Origin of the sequence: Actinoplanes sp. NPDC051861 (assembly GCF_040681145.1) — a bacterium.
Lineage (GTDB): Bacteria > Actinomycetota > Actinomycetes > Mycobacteriales > Micromonosporaceae > Actinoplanes.
Genome location: NZ_JBFAYE010000002.1, coordinates 189,364 through 211,017, shown reverse-complemented (window position 1 = coordinate 211,017; position 21,654 = coordinate 189,364). Strand labels below are relative to the sequence as shown.

24 protein-coding genes, 1 tRNA gene and 1 pseudogene are annotated in these 21,654 nt (G+C 70.4%); 8 read left to right on the top strand and 18 right to left on the bottom strand.

All coding sequences use genetic code 11. The features are described 5' to 3' along the window. Positions 1-3: 3 nt before the first annotated feature. Complete coding sequence (locus AB0M02_RS07575; RefSeq protein ID WP_364223207.1) at positions 4-495, bottom strand: YajQ family cyclic di-GMP-binding protein; 492 nt, start codon at positions 493-495, stop codon at positions 4-6. 148 nt (positions 496-643) lie between these two features. Between AB0M02_RS07575 and AB0M02_RS07570 the strand changes: the two genes are divergently transcribed. From AB0M02_RS07570 to AB0M02_RS07555, 4 genes and pseudogenes are all read left to right on the top strand, one after another. Next, positions 644-724: transfer RNA gene (locus AB0M02_RS07570), tRNA-Tyr, on the top strand. Between the two features lie 283 nt (positions 725-1,007). Further along, positions 1,008-1,517 (top strand): HEAT repeat domain-containing protein, encoded by a 510-nt coding sequence (locus tag AB0M02_RS07565; protein WP_364223204.1) that lies wholly within the window; start codon positions 1,008-1,010, stop codon positions 1,515-1,517. Positions 1,518-1,911: 394 nt separating this feature from the next. Beyond that, entirely contained in the window at positions 1,912-2,241 is a 330-nt protein-coding gene (locus tag AB0M02_RS07560) for a metalloregulator ArsR/SmtB family transcription factor (RefSeq protein WP_364223201.1), read from the top strand. Next, positions 2,241-2,879: pseudogene (locus AB0M02_RS07555) on the top strand (cation transporter); the annotation flags it as partial. The gene AB0M02_RS07560 and the pseudogene AB0M02_RS07555, both read left to right, overlap by 1 nt. Before the next feature lie 21 nt (positions 2,880-2,900). Here the strand turns inward: AB0M02_RS07555 and arsM are convergent. Continuing rightward, on the bottom strand, positions 2,901-3,734 hold the full coding sequence (gene arsM / locus AB0M02_RS07550) for an arsenite methyltransferase (RefSeq protein ID WP_364223198.1): 834 nt from the start codon (positions 3,732-3,734) through the stop codon (positions 2,901-2,903). 133 nt (positions 3,735-3,867) lie between these two features. Between arsM and AB0M02_RS07545 the strand changes: the two genes are divergently transcribed. Together AB0M02_RS07545 and AB0M02_RS07540 are read left to right on the top strand one after the other, a co-directional pair. Next, complete coding sequence (locus AB0M02_RS07545; protein WP_364224483.1) at positions 3,868-4,206, top strand: metalloregulator ArsR/SmtB family transcription factor; 339 nt, start codon at positions 3,868-3,870, stop codon at positions 4,204-4,206. Positions 4,207-4,235: 29 nt separating this feature from the next. Further along, positions 4,236-4,709 carry an N-acetyltransferase family protein gene (locus AB0M02_RS07540; RefSeq protein WP_364224481.1) on the top strand — a complete coding sequence of 158 codons (474 nt, stop codon included), beginning with the start codon at positions 4,236-4,238 and terminating at the stop codon, positions 4,707-4,709. Positions 4,710-4,721: 12 nt separating this feature from the next. Here the strand turns inward: AB0M02_RS07540 and AB0M02_RS07535 are convergent, their stop codons facing one another. The 4 genes from AB0M02_RS07535 to AB0M02_RS07520 form a co-directional block, all read right to left on the bottom strand. Continuing rightward, a complete protein-coding gene (locus AB0M02_RS07535) occupies positions 4,722-4,997 on the bottom strand; it encodes a hypothetical protein (RefSeq protein WP_364223195.1) in 276 nt (91 codons plus the stop codon). Further along, positions 4,994-5,425: a MerR family transcriptional regulator gene (locus AB0M02_RS07530; protein ID WP_364223192.1), complete on the bottom strand. Its 432-nt coding sequence runs from the start codon at positions 5,423-5,425 to the stop codon at positions 4,994-4,996. The genes AB0M02_RS07535 and AB0M02_RS07530 overlap by 4 nt, the downstream gene beginning before the upstream one ends. Then, positions 5,422-5,763 (bottom strand): hypothetical protein, encoded by a 342-nt coding sequence (locus AB0M02_RS07525; protein WP_364223190.1) that lies wholly within the window; start codon positions 5,761-5,763, stop codon positions 5,422-5,424. The genes AB0M02_RS07530 and AB0M02_RS07525 overlap by 4 nt, the downstream gene beginning before the upstream one ends. Positions 5,764-5,835: 72 nt before the next feature. After that, positions 5,836-6,543 carry a hypothetical protein gene (locus AB0M02_RS07520; RefSeq protein ID WP_364223188.1) on the bottom strand — a complete coding sequence of 236 codons (708 nt, stop codon included), beginning with the start codon at positions 6,541-6,543 and terminating at the stop codon, positions 5,836-5,838. A gap of 127 nt (positions 6,544-6,670) precedes the next feature. Between AB0M02_RS07520 and AB0M02_RS07515 the strand changes: the two genes are divergently transcribed. Next, complete coding sequence (locus AB0M02_RS07515) at positions 6,671-7,186, top strand: SigE family RNA polymerase sigma factor (RefSeq protein ID WP_364223185.1); 516 nt, start codon at positions 6,671-6,673, stop codon at positions 7,184-7,186. Continuing rightward, entirely contained in the window at positions 7,183-8,496 is a 1,314-nt protein-coding gene (locus AB0M02_RS07510) for a hypothetical protein (protein ID WP_364223182.1), read from the top strand. Before AB0M02_RS07515 ends, AB0M02_RS07510 begins: the two co-directional genes overlap by 4 nt. Here the strand turns inward: AB0M02_RS07510 and AB0M02_RS07505 are convergent. From AB0M02_RS07505 to AB0M02_RS07450, 12 genes are all read right to left on the bottom strand, one after another. Next, positions 8,493-9,152, bottom strand: coding sequence for an MOSC domain-containing protein (locus tag AB0M02_RS07505; RefSeq protein WP_364223179.1), 660 nt, complete (start codon positions 9,150-9,152; stop codon positions 8,493-8,495). The genes AB0M02_RS07510 and AB0M02_RS07505 overlap by 4 nt on opposite strands. Then, positions 9,152-10,162, bottom strand: a complete 1,011-nt coding sequence (locus AB0M02_RS07500) for an LLM class flavin-dependent oxidoreductase (protein ID WP_364223176.1) — start codon at positions 10,160-10,162, stop codon at positions 9,152-9,154. The genes AB0M02_RS07505 and AB0M02_RS07500 overlap by 1 nt, the downstream gene beginning before the upstream one ends. A gap of 87 nt (positions 10,163-10,249) precedes the next feature. Beyond that, a complete protein-coding gene (locus AB0M02_RS07495; RefSeq protein WP_364223173.1) occupies positions 10,250-11,521 on the bottom strand; it encodes an MFS transporter in 1,272 nt (423 codons plus the stop codon). A gap of 91 nt (positions 11,522-11,612) precedes the next feature. Next, positions 11,613-12,485, bottom strand: a complete 873-nt coding sequence (htpX, locus tag AB0M02_RS07490; protein WP_364223170.1) for a zinc metalloprotease HtpX — start codon at positions 12,483-12,485, stop codon at positions 11,613-11,615. Positions 12,486-12,571: 86 nt separating this feature from the next. After that, entirely contained in the window at positions 12,572-14,911 is a 2,340-nt protein-coding gene (locus tag AB0M02_RS07485) for an excinuclease ABC subunit UvrA (RefSeq protein WP_364223167.1), read from the bottom strand. A gap of 37 nt (positions 14,912-14,948) precedes the next feature. Continuing rightward, positions 14,949-15,290, bottom strand: a complete 342-nt coding sequence (locus AB0M02_RS07480) for a VOC family protein (protein WP_364223164.1) — start codon at positions 15,288-15,290, stop codon at positions 14,949-14,951. Positions 15,291-15,358: 68 nt separating this feature from the next. Then, positions 15,359-16,771 (bottom strand): proton-conducting transporter membrane subunit, encoded by a 1,413-nt coding sequence (locus tag AB0M02_RS07475; RefSeq protein WP_364223161.1) that lies wholly within the window; start codon positions 16,769-16,771, stop codon positions 15,359-15,361. Continuing rightward, positions 16,768-18,279: an NADH-quinone oxidoreductase subunit M gene (locus tag AB0M02_RS07470; RefSeq protein ID WP_364223158.1), complete on the bottom strand. Its 1,512-nt coding sequence runs from the start codon at positions 18,277-18,279 to the stop codon at positions 16,768-16,770. Before AB0M02_RS07470 ends, AB0M02_RS07475 begins: the two co-directional genes overlap by 4 nt. Then, a complete protein-coding gene (locus tag AB0M02_RS07465; RefSeq protein WP_364223155.1) occupies positions 18,279-20,186 on the bottom strand; it encodes an NADH-quinone oxidoreductase subunit L in 1,908 nt (635 codons plus the stop codon). The genes AB0M02_RS07470 and AB0M02_RS07465 overlap by 1 nt, the downstream gene beginning before the upstream one ends. Next, positions 20,183-20,500 carry an NADH-quinone oxidoreductase subunit NuoK gene (gene nuoK, locus AB0M02_RS07460; protein WP_364223152.1) on the bottom strand — a complete coding sequence of 106 codons (318 nt, stop codon included), beginning with the start codon at positions 20,498-20,500 and terminating at the stop codon, positions 20,183-20,185. The genes AB0M02_RS07465 and nuoK overlap by 4 nt, the downstream gene beginning before the upstream one ends. Further along, a complete protein-coding gene (locus AB0M02_RS07455) occupies positions 20,500-21,015 on the bottom strand; it encodes an NADH-quinone oxidoreductase subunit J (RefSeq protein WP_364223148.1) in 516 nt (171 codons plus the stop codon). The genes nuoK and AB0M02_RS07455 overlap by 1 nt, the downstream gene beginning before the upstream one ends. Further along, positions 21,012-21,629 carry an NADH-quinone oxidoreductase subunit I gene (locus AB0M02_RS07450; RefSeq protein ID WP_364223145.1) on the bottom strand — a complete coding sequence of 206 codons (618 nt, stop codon included), beginning with the start codon at positions 21,627-21,629 and terminating at the stop codon, positions 21,012-21,014. The genes AB0M02_RS07455 and AB0M02_RS07450 overlap by 4 nt, the downstream gene beginning before the upstream one ends. Positions 21,630-21,654: the final 25 nt, after the last annotated feature.

Genomic DNA, 21,654 nt, shown 5'->3' with positions numbered 1-21,654 from the left:
CTGCTACCGGTAGTTCGTGAACTGCAGCGCGACGCCGAAGTCGTCGGCCTTCAGCAGCGCGATCACGGCCTGCAGGTCGTCCCGCTTCTTGCCGGTGACCCGCAGTTGGTCGCCCTGGATCTGCGCCTGCACACCCTTCGGCCCCTCGTCGCGGATCTTCTTGCTGATCGCCTTCGCCTTGTCCGTCTCGATCCCCTCGACCACCTTGCAGTCGATCTTGTAGGTCTTACCGGACTGCCGCGGCTCACCCGCGTCCAGCGACTTCAGCGAGATGTTCCGCTTCACCAGCTTCTCCTTGAAGACGTCGAGAGCCGCACTGGCCCGCTCCTCCGTCTCCGAGGTGATGGTGAACGCCTCCCCCGACTTGGCCAGCGTGGTACCCGTACCCCGGAAGTCGAACCGGGTCCCGAGCTCCTTCTCCGCCTGGTGGAACGCGTTGTCGACCTCCTGCCGGTCGACCTTGCTGACGATGTCGAACGACGGGCTGGCTGCCATGATCAGACTCCTGCGACTGGGCTCGTACCGGCTTGTTACCGCGGAACCATCCTGCCCCGCGACATGCCGACCGTACCCGGTTGCGGATCCGCCGCGCGGTACGGCTATTCTGATGTCCGCTGCCGCGGGAGACCACGGCGGTTGCCCAGGCGGGTTGCCCGAGCGGCCAATGGGAGCGGACTGTAAATCCGTCGCGAAAGCTACAGAGGTTCGAATCCTCTACCCGCCACAGGCAGGAAGAACGGCCCCGGTACCAGTGGAAACGCTGACCGGGGCCGTTCTCGTTGTGATCTGGCGAGGCCGGCGAGATCCGGCCGTCTGCGACCCTCTGCGGGAACATGCCGAGCGCGTCCGGCCAGCGCCGCGCTTGCGCGGCGCCTTGATTCCTCACGTTCGCCAGGTGATCTGCAACAGCGTGCCAATCCATCCGCAACCCGTGCGTGTTGCGGATGATGAGCTCGTGGAAGTTCCCACTGCGACCAACGGGTCGAGGTTAGAGAGCCGCAGGTGACATGAGCGCTCTGGAACACATGTCGATCAGCGCCCTGATCGGCCGCCTGGACGACTCCGATCCGGGGGCCGTCTACGAGGCGATCGAGGAACTCGGCCGGCGGGAGGCCACGGAGGCAGCACCTCACCTGCTGGAGATGCTGCGCACCTCGGATGACGCGGCGGTCCGCAACTACGCGGCGCTGGCGCTGTCCGACATGCGCAACCCGGAGGTACTCGATGTGATCGCCGGCCTGCTGCAAGACCCGCGTACGGCAGGGAGCCGCGGAACGTTGCTCTATGCACTCGAGCCGTACGACTGCTCACCGATCCTGGAACTGCTCGTCGATCTGGCCATCACCGGCAACTGGGAGGTCAGCCGGTCCGCTCTCGGCCTCCTCACCGGCGTCAACGGGGACATCGGCGAGGAGCTGTGGAGCCGACTGCGCGATCGTGTGCTGGCCGCGCTGTCCACCGCCGACGAGGAGCAACGGATCGAAGTTCTTGAGCCGCTGCTCGAGATGTTCGTGTAGCCGCCGCGCGGGCCGGGAGTTCAGAGCGTCGACCATCAGCCGACGGTGGGGAGCATGGCTCCTGGCAGCTCCGAGGAGGTGGCGGGTCGAGTCACCACAGTCGGTCGAAGTCGTAGTGGTCGGGGTCTCGGGCGAAGGCGGTCTCTCCGTCCCACCTGGACCCGGCGTCGCGCTTCAGGTTCGGTACCTGCCGTCGGATCCGTACACGGCTCAGGACACCTGCGACCCGGCGCGGCACCATACGTCATGGGTGGCTTCCTGGTGGCGGTCGGGTTCACCGCACTCAGCGCGCAGGCTTGGCGGCTGTGGCTCCGGCACCGAAAGGTCGGCAGCCTGCCGTCGGAGTATCGGATCTGACGCCGGAATAGTACATCGCTCGATGTACTATTCCGCTGTGGAGACGCTGGTGCACGGTTCGGTGCTGGCTCGGTTCGGACATGCCCTGTCGGATGGGACTCGAGCGCGGCTGCTGCTCGCCCTGCGTGACGGGCCGGGTTATCCGGCACAGTTGGCGGTACTGCTCGGCACCACCCGGCAGAGCCTCTCCAACCATCTGGCCTGTCTGCGCGGTTGCGGCCTGGTCGTGGCGGTTCCGGAGGGCCGCCGGGTTCGTTACGAGCTGGCCGACCCCCGCCTGGCGCATGCCCTGAGCGACCTGCTCGGCGTGGTGCTGGCGGTGGACCCGACGGCCTGCGCTGACTCGGCGGCGAAGGGCTGCTGCTGATGGCCGGCCCGCTGATCCAGATCGCTCCGGCCGGGCCGTCGCCGCAGCGGCGCCTGTTGCTGAACCGCCGGGTACGGCTGCTGGTGGCCGCGACCATCGCCTACAACGTGGTCGAGGCGATCGTGGCGATCACGGCTGGCACGGTTGCCTCGTCGACCGCTCTGATCGGGTTCGGCCTGGACTCGGTGATCGAGGTGTCGTCGGCGGCCGCGGTGGCGTGGCAGTTCGGCGGCCACGACCCGCAGGCCCGCGAAAGAACCGCGTTGAGGATCATCGCGATCTCGTTCTTCGCGCTGGCCGCCTACGTGACGGTCGAGTCGGTGCGCGCCCTGGTCGGCGGCGTGGAGGCCGACCACTCGACGGTGGGACTGATGCTGGCCGCGCTGTCACTGGCGATCATGCCGGGCCTGTCGTACGCGCAGCGCCGCACCGGCCGGGAACTGGGTTCCCGATCGGCGGTTGCCGACTCGAAGCAGACGCTGCTGTGCACGTACCTCTCAGCGGTTTTGCTTGTCGGTCTGGCCTTGAACAGCCTGTTCGGCTGGACCTGGGCTGATCCCGTCGCGGCCCTGGTCATCGCGGTCGTCGCCGCCAAGGAAGGCCGGGAGGCGTGGCGCGGTGACGTTTGCTGCGCACCGCCTCCCACCGGCTCCCCTGGTTCAGGCGCGTTGTGCGCGGATGATTGCTGCGTGCATGTCCCGGGCGTAAGCGCCGGTGAAATCGACGCTGACGTCAGCGAACCCGGCGGCGGTCAGGCCGTCGATGTATTCCGAGCGGGACAGGGCGCCGGCGATGCAGGCGGACCAGTCGCCGACAACGCCGCGCTGCTCCGGGGTCAGGTGGTCCTCGGCGACGACGTCGGAGATGCCGATCCGGCCACCGGGGCGCAGAACCCGGTGCATCTCGGCGAAGACCGAGGGCTTGTCGGCGGACAGGTTGATCACGCAGTTGGAGATCACGACGTCGACGGAGGCGTCCGGTAGCGGGATGTCCTCGATGTGGCCCTTGTGGAACTCGACGTTGGTGGCGCCTGCCTCAGCGGCGTTGCGGCGGGCCAGGTCCAGCATCTCGTCGGTCATGTCCAGGCCGTGGGCGAAACCGGTCGGGCCGACTCTGCGAGCGGAGAGCAGCACGTCGATGCCTCCGCCGGAGCCCAGGTCGAGGACGGTCTCGCCGGGGTTGAGGTCGGCGACGCGAAGCGGATTCCCGCAGCCGAGGCTGGCCCGCAGTGCCGCTTCGGGCACTTCACTCTGCTCGTCGGTGGCGTAGAGCTCCTCGTTGCCGCACTGGCCGCCCTCAGCGGCGCGCGTGGCGGCGTCGGCGTATCGGGCACGGACCTGCTCGCGGATGTCACCGCCGGTGTCGGTCGTGCCCCCGCAACAAGGAGAACCGGCGACGACGGCATCCGGGTCACAGCATGCGCCGGCCCGCTCGGCGGCTTCGGCGGTGCCGCAGCAGGGCTGAGTGTTGACGACGGCCAAAGGCTCGGTCATGACGAAACTCCTCCATGATTTCGATGTTTGTCGAATCAGGGTCCAGCTTGCACCCGGATTCGACCGCTGTCAAACTAGACGCGTGTCGAATCAAGAGCTGCCGTTGCTGAACGAGCCGGGCTGTTGCTCGCCGATGGTCGCGGAGTCACTGACCGAGACGGACGCCGTCGGCCTGGCCAAGGGGTTCAAGGCGCTGGGTGATCCGGCCCGGCTGCGGCTGCTGTCGATGATCGCGGCCCGCGCCGGCGACGAGGTCTGCGTCTGCGAGTTGACCGACGCGTTCACCCAGTCGGCGCCGACCATCTCGCACCACCTCAAGGTGCTGCGTGACGCCGGGCTGGTCACCTCCGAGCGGCGCGGCACATGGGTCTACTACCGGGTCGTCCCGTCGGCACTCGCCGCTCTGTCGCGGTTGCTCGACACCTCAGCGATGACAACGGGGGTCAATATGGAGTGGACCACCGCACCGTGACCACTCCTAGCGGGCTGCGCATCGCGGCGATGACCGACGATCACGACGCCCAGGTCCTCGACGTCTACCGACTCGGTATCGCCACCGGTCACGCCACCTTCGAGGCCGAGCCACCCACCTGGGACCGGTTCACCGCCACCCGCCTGCCCGACCACCGATTCGTCGCCCTCGACGCCGAGCGCCGGGTGATCGGCTGGGTGGCGTGCAGCGCGGTCTCCGACCGCTGCGTGTACGCCGGAGTCGTGGAGCACTCGGTCTACGTCCACCCTGGCGCACGCGGCCGTGGAGTCGGGAAAGCCCTCCTCCACGCGCTGATCGACTCCACCGAGAGGGCCGGCGTCTGGACGATCCAGTCGGGCGTCTTCCCCGAGAACACCGCGAGCCTCGCTCTGCACGCTGCCTGCGGCTTCCGCACCGTCGGCACCCGCGAACGCGTCGGCAAGCACCACGGCACCTGGCGCGACGTCGTCCTGATCGAACGCCGGAGCAGCACCATCACCTGAGCACGAATTCGGTCAGCAGCCGCAGCCGGTGTTGCCGCAGCGGCAGGACGGCTGGGCGGAGCGGCGCCGATGCAGCCACCACATCGTCAGGGCCAGGGCGGCCAGCCCGGCGGCGACGGCGAGCAGCGTCTTCTCCAGGATGCCGGCGCCGGCGCCGGTGAGCAGGCCCGCCGCGATGAGCAGTGGCAGGGTGCAGCAGGCGGCGCAGGCGAAGACGGCGAGGGCGCCGGTGATCTGGCTGCGGCGAGGCAGGCCGCTGTCGACGGGCGGTGGGCCGGGCCGGCTCATGCGGTGTCTCCGGAGGGTCTGGTGCCGATGGTCAGGTATGGGATCGGGCAGTCGGTGCAGGTGCAGTTCGTGAGGCTGTCGCAGCGGGCGTCGACCACCTCGGTGAGGGTGGTGCGGATGGCGGTGAGATCGGCGATCTTCTGATCTATCTCGGCGATCTTGTCGATGGCCCGCCGGCGCAGGTCGGCCGAGGGGTGCCGACGGCGGCCCGTGTCCAGCAGCTCCGCGACCTCGCCGAGGGTGAAGCCGAGCCGCTGGGCCGCCTTGATGACGTTGAGCAGGGCTACGGTGTCGGGTGGGTAGAGGCGGTGGCCGCCGAAGGATCGGGTCGGCTCGGCCAGCAGGCCCCGGCGTTCGTAGTAGCGCAGGGTCTGGATGTTGACGCCGGCCTGTTCGGCGACCTCACCGGTACGCAAACCGTCCATCATGACTGGCCGGATACGGCACTCGCCCGCTGGGTGAGCGACGTGAGCACGTCGGCGTGAGCGGCCGGCACCTCGATGTCGAGGACGACGATCTCGCCGTCGGGCGCGTACTGGGGCGTGGTGGTGAAGGTGAAGAACGAACAGCACTCGGTTTCCCGGGCGGTCAGGTCCCGTACCTTTGTTGCCAGCCCTTCCGGACCGGCGAGGTTCAACCGCGCGTGCGTCGCGTCGGCCTGCTCGACGTCGCGGACCGCGGTGGCGAACAGCTCATCGAACTCTGCCAGCCGAAACGGCCGTTCTGCCGTGGGCAGCGTGCAAGCGTCGGGGACTACGAACGACATGCCAAGCCTCCTTCTAACAAGGCGCCGTCCGTTCGACCGTAAGCCTGTACCTGGGTACCGGATGCAAGCCCGTCAGGATTGAACCTCCTGGAGGCGTTCGGTCCACTTCAAGACGTCGGCCCACGCCTGCTGACGTTCGAGGTCCGAGTACGAAGGGTTGCCGGAGATCCATTCGAAGCGGGCCTTGGCCTGCGCGAGGTAGACCTTCGCCTCCCGGATGTCCAGCTTGCGGTGCTGCTTGCCGGGGGTGCCGGCTCGCAAATCAGCGAGATCCTGCTTCAGCCGGTCGATCCGGTACTGCTGTACGGCCAGGTCGGCTTCCCCGGTCCAGCCGCTGGGGTTGTTCTGCATCACGACGTACTCGTGCTCGGCCTCCTCGACAGCGACCTCGGCGGCATAGATCTCGGCCGGGGTGGCCTGGTACCGCGTAGGCGTAGGCGTGGACGTCGGTTTCGGTTTCGGCTTCGGTACGGCTCGCGGCGGCTTCGTGGACGCCGTGGGGGTGACGACCCGGGACTGCGACGGGGATGTCGCCTCCGGCTCTGCCGGGCTTTCCGAGACCTCCGGTTCACTGGAGGCGGAAGCGACTGCCACCACCGGCACCGCGACGACATCCACAACGGGCGTGGTATCGGGCGAGCCGGTGGCCACCACCAACGTCACGGCACCCGCGCAGGCACCCGCCACACCGAGGCCGAGCCACATCCACCGGGGACGGAACCGGCGGCGGCCGGGCGGATACATGGTGATCATGCCGTGGGGCGGCGGCAGTTGCGTCACTTCAGGTCCTCGGGCAGGCGGCGGAGTCGGAGGATCCATCGGCGTACTCGCGATCGAGTTGAGTGCTGAGATACAACCTTCTGAGCCAGGACTCCGTCTATCAGCAGACGATCGGACGGGAGCGGGGATGGATGACGGATCCGACGAGCAGTATCTGGCGTATGTCAGCGGGCGGCTCGGGGCTCTGCGGCGGTTCGCGTACCTGCTGTGCGGGGACGGGCATCAGGCGGACGACCTGGTGCAGGAGGCGATCACCAAGCTGTACGCGCGGTGGGCGCGGATCTCGCGCGTGGACAATGTGGACGCCTACGTGCACACGATGATCGTGCGGACGTTCCTGGACGAGAAGCGGCGCGGCTGGTGGCGAGTGGGGCTGTTCGGGACGGCGCCGGAGCAGCAGGCGCCGGAACGCGCGGGGATCGAGGACCGTACGGTCGTGCGCGCCGCCCTGTCACAGATACCACCGCGGCAGCAGGCCGTCCTGGTGCTGCGTTTCCTGTGTGACAAGCCGATCGCCGAGGTGGCCGAGATCCTCGGGTGCTCGCCGGGGACCGTGAAGAGCCAGACCTCGCACGGGCTGGAGACGCTGAGACGGCTGCTCGGATATCGGATTCCCAGCACGGCGAGGGGAGGCGACCGATGACCGAGGAGGAGCTCGGCCGGCTGCTGCTGCGGCCGTTGGACGGCGAACCCACCGAGCCGAACCGCGTCGACGTGGTGAAGGCCATGCGCGACGGGCGGCGGGGCCGCCGGTGGCGTGCCTTTTTGATGGGTACGGGAGTCACCGCGCTGGTGGCGGTGGCCGCGACCGGTGGCGTGCTGGCCGGCGGCCCGGCCGACGAGATGGCGCCGCCGGTGCGGCCGTCCGTTTCGGCCTCCGCACCCGGGGAGATCATTCCGCCACCGCAGCCGCCGAAGGTGCCGGCGGGATACCGGACGCCGTCCGAGCCGGTCATGCGGGCGGCGCCGGTCGCGCAGAGCGGTCAGGCACTGCCGCCGGAGCCGGTGATGCCGTCCTCCTGCACGGCGAAGCCGTTGCCGCTCGGAAAGGCGAAGTCGGCGGCGGTGAACGCCGGTGACCCGAGCGGTACGTACCACGTGGGCTGGACCGAGCCGGTGGCCGGCGGCGACCACGACGTGCTGGTGTGGCGCGACGGCAAGCTGGTCGACACGGTCAAGCAGTCCAGGCCGAAGGCCGTCATGGAGGACATCAACGGGTCGGGTGTCGCCGTGGGCGGGGTGTCGGGGTACGCGCCGGCTCCGTACCTGTATCGCGACGGGAAGGTGCGCCGGCTGCCCGGTGCCGGAGTCGCGTCGGCGATCAACGACAAGGGCACGATCGCCGGCTACTGGGAACGGGCCGGGCGGCGCTGGCCGCAGCGCTGGGCGTCGCCGGAGACGCACCCGGAGCTGATGCCGCTGGCCGACGGCGCGGTCGCCGGCTCCGTCCGGGACATCGACGAGAACGGTACGGTCGCCGCCATCCTGGAGATCCCCTACGAGGGGTGGCGTACCTACCTGTGGTACGCGGACGGCTCGATACAGCGGCTCGCTCCGCCCGTCGTCGACGCGGCGGGAATCCCGAGCTTCACCCCGATCGCCTTCCGGTTCGGGTGGCTGTACGGCGAGGTCGAGGCCCTGGACCCGGGCACCGGCGTGTTCACCGGCGGGGTGCTCATCTTCCGGTACGAGCCGGTCAGCGGAACCTGGCAACAGGTGAACGACCCGGACGGGAAAGGGCAGGTGCCCCCACGCGGCAGCCGTGGCCTGGACCCTAACGCGGCCCTGGTCGTCGGCAAGGAGGTGCTGAAGCTCTCCCGAGTGGCTTCCAAGGTCGAGGGGACGACTCTCACCGCGGTCAGTGAGGACGCCAAGGTCATCACCGGCACGACGATCAGCCAGGCCGCCGTCCTGACCCATCCGGCGAGCCCGACGATCTGGCGGTGCGGCTAGAGGCGCTTGAGGATCTCCTCGCGCATGCCCACCGGCAGCTCGGGCGCGTCGAGGAGTCGGGACAGGCGCGAGGTGTCGTGCATGTAGATGCCGAACGCCTCGTTGACACTCAGCCCGTGTGCGGGCCGGTCGGTCACCTCGACGCGGTCACCGGCCCGCACCTCACCCGGCGAGAGCACCCGAAGGTACGCCCCGGTGCGGTTGGCCTCGGCGAAGCGCTTGATCCAGCGCTGCTCGCCCATCCGGTGCTGGAAGGTGGCGCACGGGATGCGGCCGAACGTCGGCTGCAGGACCAGCCCGCCGTCACCGACGCGCCAGACCTCGCCGATCACGGCTCCGCCGACGTCGACACCGGTGGTGGTGAGGTTCTCGCCGAACAGGCCGGGCGCCAGGTCACGATCCAGCTGCTCGGCCCACCAGGCGTAGTCCTCGGTGGCGTACGCGTACACCGCCTGGTCGTCGCCGCCGTGGTGCTTGACGTCGCCGATGAAGTCGCCGATCAGCCCGCTGTGCTCGCCGACGGTCTTCGGGCCGGGAGCACGCACGGCCACGGCGTGGTCGACGGGCTGCTTGCCGATGCCGGTCACGCCGACCGACTTGGCCGGGTTGTGCTCGGACTTGCCGACGTTGAGGGACAGGACCACACCGCTCGTCATCAAAGACCCCACACCTTCGCGATCCGTGCCAGACTGTCGCGCCTCGTGGCCGGGTCGAAGACCGCGCCGGCCAGCATGAGCTCGTCGGCCCCGGTCCGCTCGACCAGCGCGTCCAGACCGGCGACGACCTCCTCGGCGGTGCCCGCGTACTGCGTGCCGGGCAGCGAGGCGAGCATCGCCTGGTCCAACTCGGACAGTTCGGCCTGGGCGGCCGTCTCCGGCGAGACCATCGGGCCGAGCCTGCCCGTGCGCAGGCTGAGCGCCATGATCCGGCTGGGGCCGGCCAGGTATTGCGCCTGCTCGGTGGTCTCGGCGGCGATCACCGAGGCGCTGACCATGGCCCACGGCCGGGGGTAGCGCGGTGACGGCTGGAAACCGTCCCGGTAGAGCCGCAGCGCGCCGTCCACATCGGAGCTCATCGCGAAATGGTACGCATAACAGAACGGCAGTCCCAGCGCGGCCGCCACCTGCGCGCCGTACGTCGACGAGCCGAGCATCCACACCTCGGGATAGGTCTCGGCGGCCGGGGTGGCCAGCAGGCGCGACTCCGGCACCCGCTCGTCGCCGAGCAGGCCGAGCAGCGTCTGCAGGTGCTCCGGGAACTGCTCGACCGTCAGGTACGGCGAGACGCCGCGCAGGGCGGCCGCGGTGGCCTGGTCGGTGCCCGGCGCGCGGCCGATGCCGAGATCGATCCGCTCCGGGTAGAGCGCCTCCAGCAGCGCGAACTGCTCGGCCACCACGAACGGCATGTGGTTGGGCAGCATGACGCCGCCGGAGCCGACCCGGATGTGCCGGGTGTTCGCCGCGACGGCACCGATCAGGACCGGCGGCGAGGTGGACGCGACGGCCGGCATGTTGTGGTGCTCGGCGATCCAGAACCGGGCGTAACCGAGCTCGTCGGCCGCCTTGGCGATCTCGATCGTGCCGCGCACGGCGTCGGCACTGCCGTGTCCCTCGCGAACCGTGGCCAGGTCGAGCACGGACAACGGGACGCGTTTCGGAGCGGTCATGCGAGGCTTCCGTTCTGAAGACGACACTCGGTACAAGTCAGCGCGGCTGCTGCCGATGCCGGATCGCCGGTGTGCCGATGGTCACCATCAGATTACCGGTGAGGCCGCCAGAGCCGTGTTCAACCGATCGGTGGCGTGGCGGTCGGCGCGCGCCATCGACCCGTCCGGAATCGCCGCGACCAGGGCCGCGATCAGGAGCACCCCGCCGGCGAACACGAACGACCAGGGCAGGCCGCCCGGCTGGTCGACGATCACGCCGGCCACCGCGCCGCCCGCCGCGCTGCCGGCCACCGAGACGGTGACCATCCAGGTGTACGCCTCGTTCAGCATCCCGGCCGGGGCGATCCGGCCGACCAGGCTGTTCTCCACGGTGAGCGCCGGTGCGATGGTCGCGCCGCCGATCACCAGGGCGACGCCCAGCGAGACCGGGCCGGGCATGAACGCCAGGACCGTGAAGCTCGCCGACACCGCGCCGAGCAGCCAGGCGAACTGCCGGGTGAGGGCCATCGCCGGTCGGCGGGTGCCGAACCAGATGCCGCCGATCGCGCTGCCGATGCCCCACACACCGAGGAGGACGCCGCCGAGTGCCTCGCCGCCGCCGTGCTGCGACGCATACGCCGGGACGATCACGCCGGCCGCGCCGAACGCGATGCCGAGGGCCGCCACGCAGATCAGCAGCGGCGGGAAGCCACCCACGCGCAGCGGGCCGAGGCCCTTGGCGGTGTGCTCCTCCGCGTGGGCGCCGCGGTGCCGCATCACCGGCAGCCGGGCGATCCACGCGGTGCCGGCCAGGGTCGCCACCGCGGCGCTGAGCAGGGCCGCGGCGGGCTCGCCGGTGACCACGAGGAACGCCGCGACCAGCAGCGGGCCGAGGACGAAGACGAGTTCGAACAGCGAGGTCTCGGCGGCCATCGCGGCGGCGCGCAGGCCGTGCCGGCCGCTGCCGACCGAGGTCATGTCGGTCCAGGCGCGGCGGATGGCCGCGGTCAGCGGAGGGTACGTGGCACCGGCCACCGCCGTGGCGATGAAGATCCATTCCAGAGCGTCGGTGCCGCCGCGGCTGGCCAGCACCAGAGCGCCCAGGGCGAGCGGGTGCAGGACAGCCGTGGCCAGCAGGATGGGCCCGGCTCCGATCCGGTCGGCCAACCGGCCGGCGATCGGACTGAGGGCCGCGCCCGCCAGGGCGTAGACGCCTCCGGCCAGACCGGCCGCCGCGTAGCGCCCGGTGGTCTGCTCGACGAGCAGGAGCAGGGCGAGCGGCGTCATGCCGATGCCGAGGCGGGCCAGGATCCCGACTATGAGGAGGACCGGGCCGCCCGGTAGTTGCCACACGCCAAGGTACTGACGCAACGCGGTCACGGTACAGCCTCCGGTGTTAGTCGGTAACGAGTGAAACCCGTTTCGAGGCTAACGCCGGAGGCTGGTCAACCACCCGTTGATATGGCCGGGCTCACCTGCGACCGGTCAGCGACGCCTGCTCGTGCAACCGCCGGACACGCTCGGCCATCGGCGGGTGCGTGGAGAACGGCGAGGTCAGACCGCCGCCCCGGAACGGGTTGGCGATCATCAGGTGCGCGGTGCTCGCGAGCTGGCCCTCGGCCGGCAGGGGCGCGCGCTGCGTACCGTAATGGATCTTCTCAAGAGCGCTGGCGAGCGCGAGCGGGTCGCCGGTCAGCGTGGCACCGGAGGCGTCCGCCTGGAACTCCCGGTTGCGGCTGATCGCCAGCTGGATGATCGACGCGGCGAGGGGGCCGAGGATCACCATGAGCAGCATGCCCGCCGGGTTCGGGCTGTCCTCGTCGTCCGAGCCGCCGAAGAACGGCAGGAAGATCGCCAGCTGGGCGAGCATCGTGACGATGCCGGCCAGCCCGGCGGCCACACTGGAGATCAGGATGTCCCGGTTGTAGACGTGGGACAGCTCGTGGCCGATCACACCACGCAGCTCGCGCAGGTTGAGGATGCGGGTGATGCCGACGGTCACCGCGACCGCCGCGTGCTCCGGGTCGCGGCCCGTGGCGAACGCGTTCGGCTGCATCGACGGGGAGACGTAGAGGCGCGGCATCGGCTGCCCGGCCTCGGTCGCCAGCTCGCGCACGATCTGGTAGAGCTCCGGGAACTCGGGCTCGCTGACCGGGCGGGCACCCATCGCGCGCAGGGCGATCCGGTCGGACCAGAAGTAGCTGACGGCGTTCGTCGCCAGCGAGATGAGCACGGCCAGCACCAGACCGGTGCTGCCCCCCAGCCAGTAGCCCACGGCCAGGATCAGGCTCGTGAGCAGACCCAGCAGTGCGGCCGTCTTGAGGCCGTTGTGATGACTGGTCAACGTTCACTCCTTCGACTGCGGGCTTGTGGCCCGCAGTCAACGGAACGTCGATCACCTACGTGTTCATCCGGGAACGCGCTGTGAGTTCACTGAACGTACGCGGCCAGGTGCTCACCGGTGAGGGTGGACTTCGCCGCCACCAGGTCGGCCGGGGTGCCCTCGAAGACGATGCGCCCGCCGTCGTGGCCGGCGCCCGGGCCGAGGTCGATGATCCAGTCGGCGTGCGCCATGACCGCCTGGTGGTGCTCCACCACGATCACCGACTTGCCCGAGTCGACGAGCCGGTCCATCAGGCCGAGCAGCTGCTCCACGTCGGCCAGGTGCAGGCCGGTGGTCGGCTCGTCGAGGACGTAGACGCCGCCCTTCTCCCCCATGTGGGTGGCGAGCTTGAGGCGCTGCCGTTCGCCGCCGGAGAGCGTGGTGAGCGGCTGGCCGATCCGCAGGTATCCGAGACCGACGTCGACGAGCCGCTTGAGGATCACGTGCGCGGCCGGCAGCTTCCCGTCGCCGTCCCGGAAGAACTCCTCCGCCTCGGCCACCGACAGCGCGAGCACCTCGCTGATGTCCTTGCCGCCGAAGTGGTAGTCCAGCACCGACGCCTCGAACCGCTTGCCCTCGCACACCTCGCACGGGGTGGCCACGCCGCCCATCATCGCGAGGTCGGTGTAGATGACGCCGTTGCCGTTGCAGTTCGGGCAGGCGCCCTCGGAGTTCGCACTGAACAGCGCCGGCTTCACCCCGTTGACCTTGGCGAACGCCTTGCGGATCGGTTCCAGCAGCCCGGTGTACGTGGCCGGGTTGCTGCGCCGGGAACCGCGGATCGCGGCCTGGTCGATCGACACGACACCGGAACCGGCCGGCAGCGAGCCGTGCACCAGCGAGCTCTTGCCGGAGCCCGCCACGCCGGTGACCACGACCAGGACGCCGAGCGGGATGTTCACATCGACGTCGCGCAGGTTGTTCTCGTCCGCCCCGCGGATCTCCAGCTTGCCGGTGGGCGCGCGGAACGACGTCTTGAGCGACGCCCGGTCGTCGAGGTGCCGTCCGGTCAGCGTGCCACTCGAGCGCAGGCCCTCGACGGTGCCCTCGTAGCAGATGGTGCCGCCGCCGGTGCCGGCGCCGGGGCCGAGGTCGACCACCCGGTCGGCGATCGCGATGGCCTCCGGCTTGTGCTCGACGACCAGGACCGTGTTGCCCTTGTCGCGCAGGCGCAGCAGCAACTCGTTCATCCGCTGGATGTCGTGCGGGTGCAGGCCGATCGTGGGCTCGTCGAAGACGTACGTCACGTCGGTCAGCGCCGAGCCGAGGTGCCGGATCATCTTGGTGCGCTGGGCCTCACCGCCGGACAGCGTGCCGGCGGGCCGGTCGAGCGAGAGGTAACCGAGGCCGATCTCGACGAACGAGTCGAGGGTGTGGCGCAGCTTGTCGAGCAGCGGCGCCACCGACGGCTCGTGGAGTCCGCCCACCCAGGCCGCGAGGTCGCTGATCTGCATCGCGCAGGCGTCGGCGATGCTGACCCCCTTGATCTTCGAGGAGCGGGCCGCCTCGGTGAGCCGGGTGCCCTCGCACTCCGGGCAGACCGTGAAGGTGACGACCCGTTCCACGAACGCGCGGATGTGCGGCTGCATCGCGTCGACGTCCTTGGACAGCATCGACTTCTGGATGTTGGGGATCAGGCCGGTGTAGGTGAGGTTGATCCCCTCGATCTTGACCTTGGTCGGCTCCTTGTAGAGCAGGTCGTGCAGTTCCCGCTTGGTGAACTTGGCGATCGGCTTGTCCGGGTCGAAGAAGCCGCAGCCTCGGAAGATCCGGCCGAACCAGCCCTCCATGCTGTATCCGGGGATGGTGATCGCGCCCTCGTTGAGGGATTTGTTCTCGTCGTAGAGCGCGGTCAGGTCGAAGTCGTTCACCTTGCCGCGGCCCTCGCAGCGCGGGCACATGCCGCCGGTGATGCTGAAGCTGCGCCGCTCCTTGGTGGTGGTGCCGCCCTTGTTCAGCGTGACGGCACCGGCACCGGAGATCGAGGCGACGTTGAACGAATACGCCTGCGGCGAGCCGATCTGCGGGTCGCCGAGCCGGCTGAACAGGATGCGCAGCATCGCGTTGGCGTCGGTGGCGGTGCCGACCGTGGAGCGCGGGTCGGAGCCCATCCGCTCCTGGTCCACGATGATCGCGGTGGTCAGCCCCTCCAGCACGTCCACATCGGGCCGCGCCATCGACGGCATGAAGCCCTGCACGAAGGTGCTGTAGGTCTCGTTGATCAGCCGCTGCGACTCGGCGGCGATCGTGCCGAACACCAGCGAACTCTTCCCCGAGCCGGAGACACCGGTGAAGACCGTGAGCTGATGCTTCGGGATCTCGACGCTGACGTCCTTCAGATTGTTCACCCGGGCGCCGTGCACGCGGATCACGTCGGCTTTGCTCATGTGTCCCCATCCCCCCAGAAGCCGGTCGGCGAAAAGACTAGTCCTGAATCAGCCCGAGGACGTTCCCGTCCGGATCAGTGAACGTGGCGACCAGCCGGCTTCCACCCACGTTCTTCGGCGCCGCGTGCACCTCGCCGCCCGCCGCGGTCACCTCGGCGAGCTTGGCCTCGATGTCGTCGACGTGCCAGTAGGCGACCGGAGTCTCGGCGGCCGAGGCGCCCTTGGGAACCAGGCCGATGTGCTGGCCGGCCGCGTCGAAGCCCACGTAGTACTCGGAGTCGGCCGACGGCTCCACGCCGAGCAGGGCGGCGTAGACCTTCTTGCTCCGCGCGAGGTCGGAGACGGGATGGAGAACTGTTTTCGCACCGGAATTCGTCATGACAGCCACGCTAGGCGGACAGAGCCCCGGATGACTTCTCGATTCCTGACGACCTATGAACTGACGACCTATGAAACCGCGTCGAAAAGCACCTGCGGGGCGAACCCGAGCACGACGGCAACCGCCACGGCCCCGATCAGGGCGAAAGCCACAGAAAGCGGGACACGCGGCGAGGAGACAGCACGACCGGTATAGAGAACCGCACTCACCCGGACGTAGTACGCCAGCGCGATCACCGCGTTGACCACGACCACCGCCGCCAGCCACGTCCAGTCGGCCGAGACCAGGATCTCCACCACCGAGAGCTTGGCGAACAGCCCGGCCAGGCCCGGCGGCAGACCGGCCAGACCGGCGAACGCCAGCACCAGCGCGGCACCGAGCCAGCGGGACGACCGGCCGGCACCCCGGTAGTCCTCGATGCGGCCGCCGTCGGCGCCGGGCGCCCGCAGCGCCACCACCGCGCCGAACGCGATCAGCTCGAGGACCACGAAGAAGGTCGCGTAGGCGAGAGCGGCCGGCACACCGGGCCCGCCGAGCGCCAGCGCGGCCAGGATGTAACCCGCCTGGGCGACCGAGGACCAGGCGAGCAGGCGGACCATCCGGGCCTGCCGGAGCGCCACCAGGTTGCCGACGGTCATCGTGAGCACGGCCAGCGCGGCGACCACGACGCCGGCCTCCAGCCGGGTGACCACGGCGGCCAGGGCGAGCACGCCGCCGAGCTTGGAGGCGGTGGAGAGGTACGCCGCGATCGGCACCGGCGCGCCGTCGTACGTGGCCGGGGCCCACGCGTGCAGCGGCACCGCGGCGACCTTGAAGGCCAGCCCGACGACGAGCAGCGCCACACCCACCCCGGCGAGCCGCTCGAACTGCCCCGACCCGGCGGTGAGCAGGCCCAGGTAGACCTGGCCGGTGGCGGCGTAGTTGAGCGCGATCCCGAGCAGCGCGACCGCCGTGGAGATCACGCTGATCAGGAAGAACGTGACCGAGGCTGCGGCCGGCTCGGTGGTCACCCGCTCGCCCGGCGCGTACCGGCGCAGGCCGACCAGCACGTACAGCGGCAGGGTGAGCGTCTCCAGGCCGACGATCAGGGTGATCAGGTCACCGGCGTAGGCGACCGTCACGCCGCCGGCCATCGAGGCGGCCAGCAGGAAGCAGAATTCACCCGCCGGGGCGACACCGAGCCGCAGCGCGGGCACGGACAGCGCGAGGACCCCGGCGGTCAGCCCGGCGAAGAGCACCGCGGTCACCGCGGCGGGCCAGGACGGCACCCAGGAGCAGGCGCCCTCGGGCGTGCAGAACGTGCCGGCGGCGCCGGCCGTGGTCAGGGCGGCGGCCACGGTGGCGGCCGCGCCCAGCACGGTCACCCCGATCACGGCGCCGCGCCGGCCGGCGAACAGGTCAGCGAGCAGGGCGAGGATCGCGGTGCCGGCCGCGGCGTACAGCGGGAGCAGCGCGAGGTGGTCGATGGACTGGCTGCTCACGGCGCACCTACCAGGAGTCCGGCGATCGGCAGGGCGGTGTTCGACAGGACCAGCGCCGGGATCAGGCCGACCGCGAGCGTGAGCAGGACCAGCGGCGCCCAGGCGAACCACTCGGTTCCGGTGATCGCGGGGCGCATGGCGCGCACCTCCGGAGTGGCCGGGCCGTGCGTGACCTGGCGCAGCAGGCGCAGGAAGTAGGCGGCGGTGAGCGCGCCGCCGACCGCGGCGAGAACCGCCAGGGTGAGCCAGAACGGCCCGCCGACACGGACCGCGGCGACCACCGCGAACGCCTCACCCCAGAAGCCGGCCAGGCCGGGCAGGCCGAGCGACGCGATGGCGGCGAACGCGAGCAGGCCGGCCAGCCGCGGCGCACGTTCCCGCAGGCCGCTGAGCTGGTTGAGCGAGCCCGTACCGGCCCGGTCCTTGATCGTGCCGACAAGGAAGAAGAGCAGGCCGGTGATGAGGCCGTGCGCGACGTTGCCGATCAGCGCGGCCTGGACGCCGGTCGCCGTGAACGTGGCGATGCCGAGCAGCACGAAGCCCATGTGCCCGACGCTGGAGTAGGCGATCAGGCGTTTCAGCTCGGTCTGGCGAAGGCAGATCAGGGCGCCGAAGAGGATCGCGAGCACGGCGAACACGGCCAGGACCGGGCCGGCCGCCTCCGCGGCGTCCGGTGCCACACCGAGGCCGACCCGGATCAGACCGTAGGTGCCCATCTTCAGCAGCACGCCGGCCAGGATCACCGAGCCGACCGTGGGCGCCTCGGTGTGCGCGTCGGGCAGCCAGGTGTGCAGCGGCCAGAGCGGGGCCTTCACCGCGAACGCGATCGCGAACAGCGTGAAGGCGAGGACCTGCACGCCGCGCGGGAGCAGGTTCGCGCTGGTCAGCTCGATGAGGTTGCCGGTGCCCGCCTCCGCCACGACGGTGACCACGCCGAGCAGCAGCAGGACCGAGCCGGCGAGGGTGTAGAGCACGAACTTACGGGCCGCCGCGCGCCGCTCCGGTCCGCCCCAGCCGGCGATCACCGCGTACATCGGGAGCAGGACGACCTCGAAGAACACGAAGAAGAGGATCAGGTCCAGGGCCAGGAAGGTGCCGAGGATGCCGACCTCGAGGACGAGCAGGAGGGCGGCCAGGGAACGCTCGCGCGTGTACGCGCAACACAGCACCGTGAGCAACCCGGTCAGCACCACGAGCGGGTACGAGATCCCGTCCACACCGAGGTGGAACTCCAGCCCGAGAGCCGGCACCCACGGCAGGTTCACGTCGGTCCACGGCAGCACGGCCGGCCGCTCCGGCGAGTACGAGAACCAGCCCCCGTCGCGCGCGAACACCGGCGCGATCGTCAGCAGGAACGTGACCGTGGCGAACCCGGTGGCGGCGAGACGGGCGAGGCGCTCGGGGAGCACGGCCACCAGAGCGGCGCCGACGGCCGGCACGACCAGCATCGCGACGAGCAGCACCTGGGCCGCCGACCAGCTCGTGGCGTCGAGATAATCGCGGTACATCAGGCGAGCACCCCCAGCCACGCGACCAGACCGAGCAGGAGAGCGCCGCCGAGGACCGCCACCGCGGCGGCCGGCAGCGCCACCCGGTGCCCGGCCGCGAGCACGCCGCCGAGCCAGGAGGTTGCCGTTCCGGTCCCGGTCACGGCGCCGTCCACGACCTTGCGGTCGACGAGGGTAATCGCCCTGGCGAGGGCGCCCACCGGCACCACCACGAGGCGGTGCTGCACGTCGTCGAGGCGGAACCCGGCGGCCAGGAACGGCCGGGCCCGGCCCAGCGCGGCGGCCGGGTCGACGCCGGGCACCGCGCGCCAGAGCCACCACGCCGTGCCGGCACCGGCCACCAGCAGCAGCATCGGCAGGGCGACGGCGACGCCGAGGTGCGGGTCCTCGAGCTCCAGGGCGGTGCGGAAGCCGGGCGCGAACGCGGCCAGCCCGAGCAGCGCCGACGGGATCACCAGGACCAGCAGCGGCACGAGCATCAGCGCCGGCGGGTCGTGCGGCACAGCAGGCTTGGTGTAGCGGGCGTCGTCGAAGCCGATCTCCCAGTCCGGGCCGTCCGGGCCGTGCGCGCGGGAGACACCGAAGAAGGCGCGCAGGAGCAGGCGGGTCGCGTACCACGCGGTGACGCCGACCGCGAGCAGCGCGGCCAGCCAGACCACCCACCCGGCCCAGACCGGCACCGTCTCGCCGCCCTCGGTGGCGTGCGCGGCGGCGGTCAGCACGTTCTCCTTGGACCAGAAGCCGGCGAGTGGCGGCAGGCCGGCCAGCGCGCCCAGGCCGATCACAAACGACCAGAACGTGACCGGCATGTGCCCGCGCAGGCCACCCATCCGGGACAGGTAGTTGGTGCCCACCGCGTGGATCACCGCGCCGGCGGCGAGGAACAGCAGCGCCTTGAACGCGGCGTGGGTGAGCAGGTGGAACAGTGCGGCGGCGGGTGAGCCGACGGCCAGCGCACCGGTCATGTAGCCGATCTGCGAGACCGTCGACCAGGCCAGCACCCGTTTCAGGTCGTCCTGCGCGGTCGCGCTCAGCGCACCAAGCAGGATCGTGATCGCGGCGACGACGGCGAGGACAGCGAGGGCGGCCGGGGACTGCTCGAACAGCGGGTAGGTGCGGAACACCACCCAGACACCGGCCGCGACCATCGTCGCGGCGTGGATCAGCGCGGAGATCGGCGTGGGGCCGGCCATCGCGTCCGGCAGCCAGGTGTGCAGCGGGAACTGCGCGCTCTTGCCGGCCACCCCGGCGAGGAGCAGCAGCAGCGCCGCGGTCAGGGTCGCGCTGTCGTAGTCGTGGCCGAACACCAGGTCGAACCGCGCGCTGCCGGCCTGCGTGATCAGCAGGGCGATGCCGAGCAGGAAGCCGACATCACCCACCCGGGTGACCAGGAAGGCCTTCACCGCGGCGGCGGGCGCCTCCGGCAGCCGCCGGTCGTGGCCGATCAGCAGGTAGGAGCAGGCGCCCATCACCTCCCAGCCGACCAGCAGGACGATCAGATCGTTCGCGGTCACCACGAGCAGCATGGCGCCGGTGAAGAGGCTGATCTGCGCGGCGTAGGGCGCGTAGCGGGAGTCGTCGTGCAGGTAGGTGATCGAGTAGACCTGCACGAGCAGCGCGACCAGGCTCACCGCGATCGCGACGTAGGCGACCGCCGGGTTGATCGCGACGCCGAACGTCACCGCCAGGTCGTCGAAGGAGACGATCTCGACGCCGGTCTCGAACTCGCCGCCGAAGAAGACCAGGCGCAGCGAGATCAGCAGGGCCAGTGCGGCGCCGGCGACGCCGAGCGCGGCGGAGAGCTTTCTGCGTGGCCCGGCGCCGTCGCCCGGCGGCAGCAGGAGACCGAGCAGGCCAGCCAGCAAGGGTACGAGCGGAAGCAGCGGCCCGAGAACGTCGACGCTCACCCGGCCACCCGTTCCTCGTCGGCGTCCAGCCGCACCTCATCGGTGATCACAGCCTGGCGCATCCGGTAGAACTGCAGGACGATCGCGAGCCCGACACCCACCTCGGCGGCGGCCAGCACGATCACGAACAGCGCGAACACCTGGCCGGTCGCGGAGCGCAGCGAGACGTCCGCGGTGATCAGGATCAGGTTGACCGCGTTCAGCATCAGCTCGACGGCCATCAGCACCAGGATCGCGTTGCGCCGGCGCAGCACGCCGTAGACGCCCAGGCCGAACAGCAGCGAACCCACGACGTACGGGATGACGACGTGCATCAGGCGTCCTCCCGCTCGCGCGCGCCGATGTCGGGGCGGGACAGCACGATCGCGCCGACCAGCGCGGCGAGCAGCAGTATCGAGAGCACCTCGAACGGCAGCACCCAGGCGCCGAAGATCTGCTCGCCGAGCCGCTCGGCGGTGCCCGGATCCGGATCCGGCACGCGGGCCCAGCGGAACGCGTCGGCGAACAGCGCGGCCAGGCCGAGCCCGACACCGGCGCCGATCAGAGCCGCGGGCAGCACCGGGCGGTCCAGGTCGGCGGAGGGGCCGATCGGGGCGCGGGTCAGCATCACCGCGAACAGCAGCAGCACGACGACCGCGCCGACGTAGACGAGAACCTGCACCCAGGCGACCAGCTCGGCGCCGAGGACCAGGTAGAGGCCGGCCATCGCGCCCAGGCTGACGACCAGGTAGAGGCCGGAGCGGACCAGGTGGCTGCTGGTAACCACGAGCGCGCCGGAGCCGACGGCCACCGCGCCGAGCGCCAGCAGCAGCACGTCCGCGACCGTCACTGCCCCGGCTCCGGGGGCGAAGGCTCCGATTGCGGGCGCGTAGCGCGTACATTTGCTGGTCTTGCCGTTTTTGCCGCGGTAGCCGCACCCGGACCGGCGGCCTTGCGCGTCGCCGTGGCCTCCTCCTTGGAAGGCTCCCCGAGCACGTCGTGAGCCGGCGGCGGAGGCACGGTGCGCATCCACTCACCCAACCGGTCCTTGTCGTGCAGCAGCGAGAGGACGTCGGTCTCGGCGTATTCGAACTCGGGCGTCCAGTGCAGCGCGTCGAACGGGCAGACCTCGATGCAGATCCCGCAGTACATGCACAGGGAGAAGTCGATGTCGAAGCGGTCCAGCACGTTGCGCTGGCGGGCGCGCGCGGCGCCGGGGACGACGACCTCCTCCTTGTGCGAGTCGATGTAGATGCACCAGTCGGGACACTCGCGGGCGCACAGCATGCAGACCGTGCAGTTCTCCTCGAGCAGCGCGATCACACCGCGGGAGCGCGGCGGGAGATCGGGCTCGACATCCGGGTACTGCTGGGTGGTGGACCGCCGCGTCATGGTCTTGAACGTGACGGCGAGCCCGTCGAGCAGGCCCTTGCCGGGCGCGATGCGGTCGCCGTTCTCACTCACAAGGGGATATCCTGCCCGCTTCGGT

Excerpts from the sequence above, each read along its gene's own strand:
- arsM (WP_364223198.1), bottom strand. The coding sequence starts at position 3,734 with ATGACCGAGCCTTTGGCCGTCGTCAACACTCAGCCCTGCTGCGGCACC.
- AB0M02_RS07480 (WP_364223164.1), bottom strand. The coding sequence starts at position 15,290 with ATGACGAATTCCGGTGCGAAAACAGTTCTCCATCCCGTCTCCGACCTC.
- AB0M02_RS07515 (WP_364223185.1), top strand. The coding sequence starts at position 6,671 with ATGGATGACGGATCCGACGAGCAGTATCTGGCGTATGTCAGCGGGCGG.
- AB0M02_RS07500 (WP_364223176.1), bottom strand. The coding sequence starts at position 10,162 with ATGACCGCTCCGAAACGCGTCCCGTTGTCCGTGCTCGACCTGGCCACG.
- AB0M02_RS07535 (WP_364223195.1), bottom strand. The coding sequence starts at position 4,997 with ATGAGCCGGCCCGGCCCACCGCCCGTCGACAGCGGCCTGCCTCGCCGC.
- AB0M02_RS07565 (WP_364223204.1), top strand. The coding sequence starts at position 1,008 with ATGAGCGCTCTGGAACACATGTCGATCAGCGCCCTGATCGGCCGCCTG.
- AB0M02_RS07485 (WP_364223167.1), bottom strand. The coding sequence starts at position 14,911 with ATGAGCAAAGCCGACGTGATCCGCGTGCACGGCGCCCGGGTGAACAAT.
- AB0M02_RS07530 (WP_364223192.1), bottom strand. The coding sequence starts at position 5,425 with ATGATGGACGGTTTGCGTACCGGTGAGGTCGCCGAACAGGCCGGCGTC.
- AB0M02_RS07510 (WP_364223182.1), top strand. The coding sequence starts at position 7,183 with ATGACCGAGGAGGAGCTCGGCCGGCTGCTGCTGCGGCCGTTGGACGGC.
- AB0M02_RS07545 (WP_364224483.1), top strand. The coding sequence starts at position 3,868 with ATGGTCGCGGAGTCACTGACCGAGACGGACGCCGTCGGCCTGGCCAAG.
- AB0M02_RS07540 (WP_364224481.1), top strand. The coding sequence starts at position 4,236 with ATGACCGACGATCACGACGCCCAGGTCCTCGACGTCTACCGACTCGGT.
- nuoK (WP_364223152.1), bottom strand. The coding sequence starts at position 20,500 with ATGCACGTCGTCATCCCGTACGTCGTGGGTTCGCTGCTGTTCGGCCTG.
- AB0M02_RS07505 (WP_364223179.1), bottom strand. The coding sequence starts at position 9,152 with ATGACGAGCGGTGTGGTCCTGTCCCTCAACGTCGGCAAGTCCGAGCAC.
- AB0M02_RS07575 (WP_364223207.1), bottom strand. The coding sequence starts at position 495 with ATGGCAGCCAGCCCGTCGTTCGACATCGTCAGCAAGGTCGACCGGCAG.
- AB0M02_RS07470 (WP_364223158.1), bottom strand. The coding sequence starts at position 18,279 with ATGTACCGCGATTATCTCGACGCCACGAGCTGGTCGGCGGCCCAGGTG.
- AB0M02_RS07525 (WP_364223190.1), bottom strand. The coding sequence starts at position 5,763 with ATGTCGTTCGTAGTCCCCGACGCTTGCACGCTGCCCACGGCAGAACGG.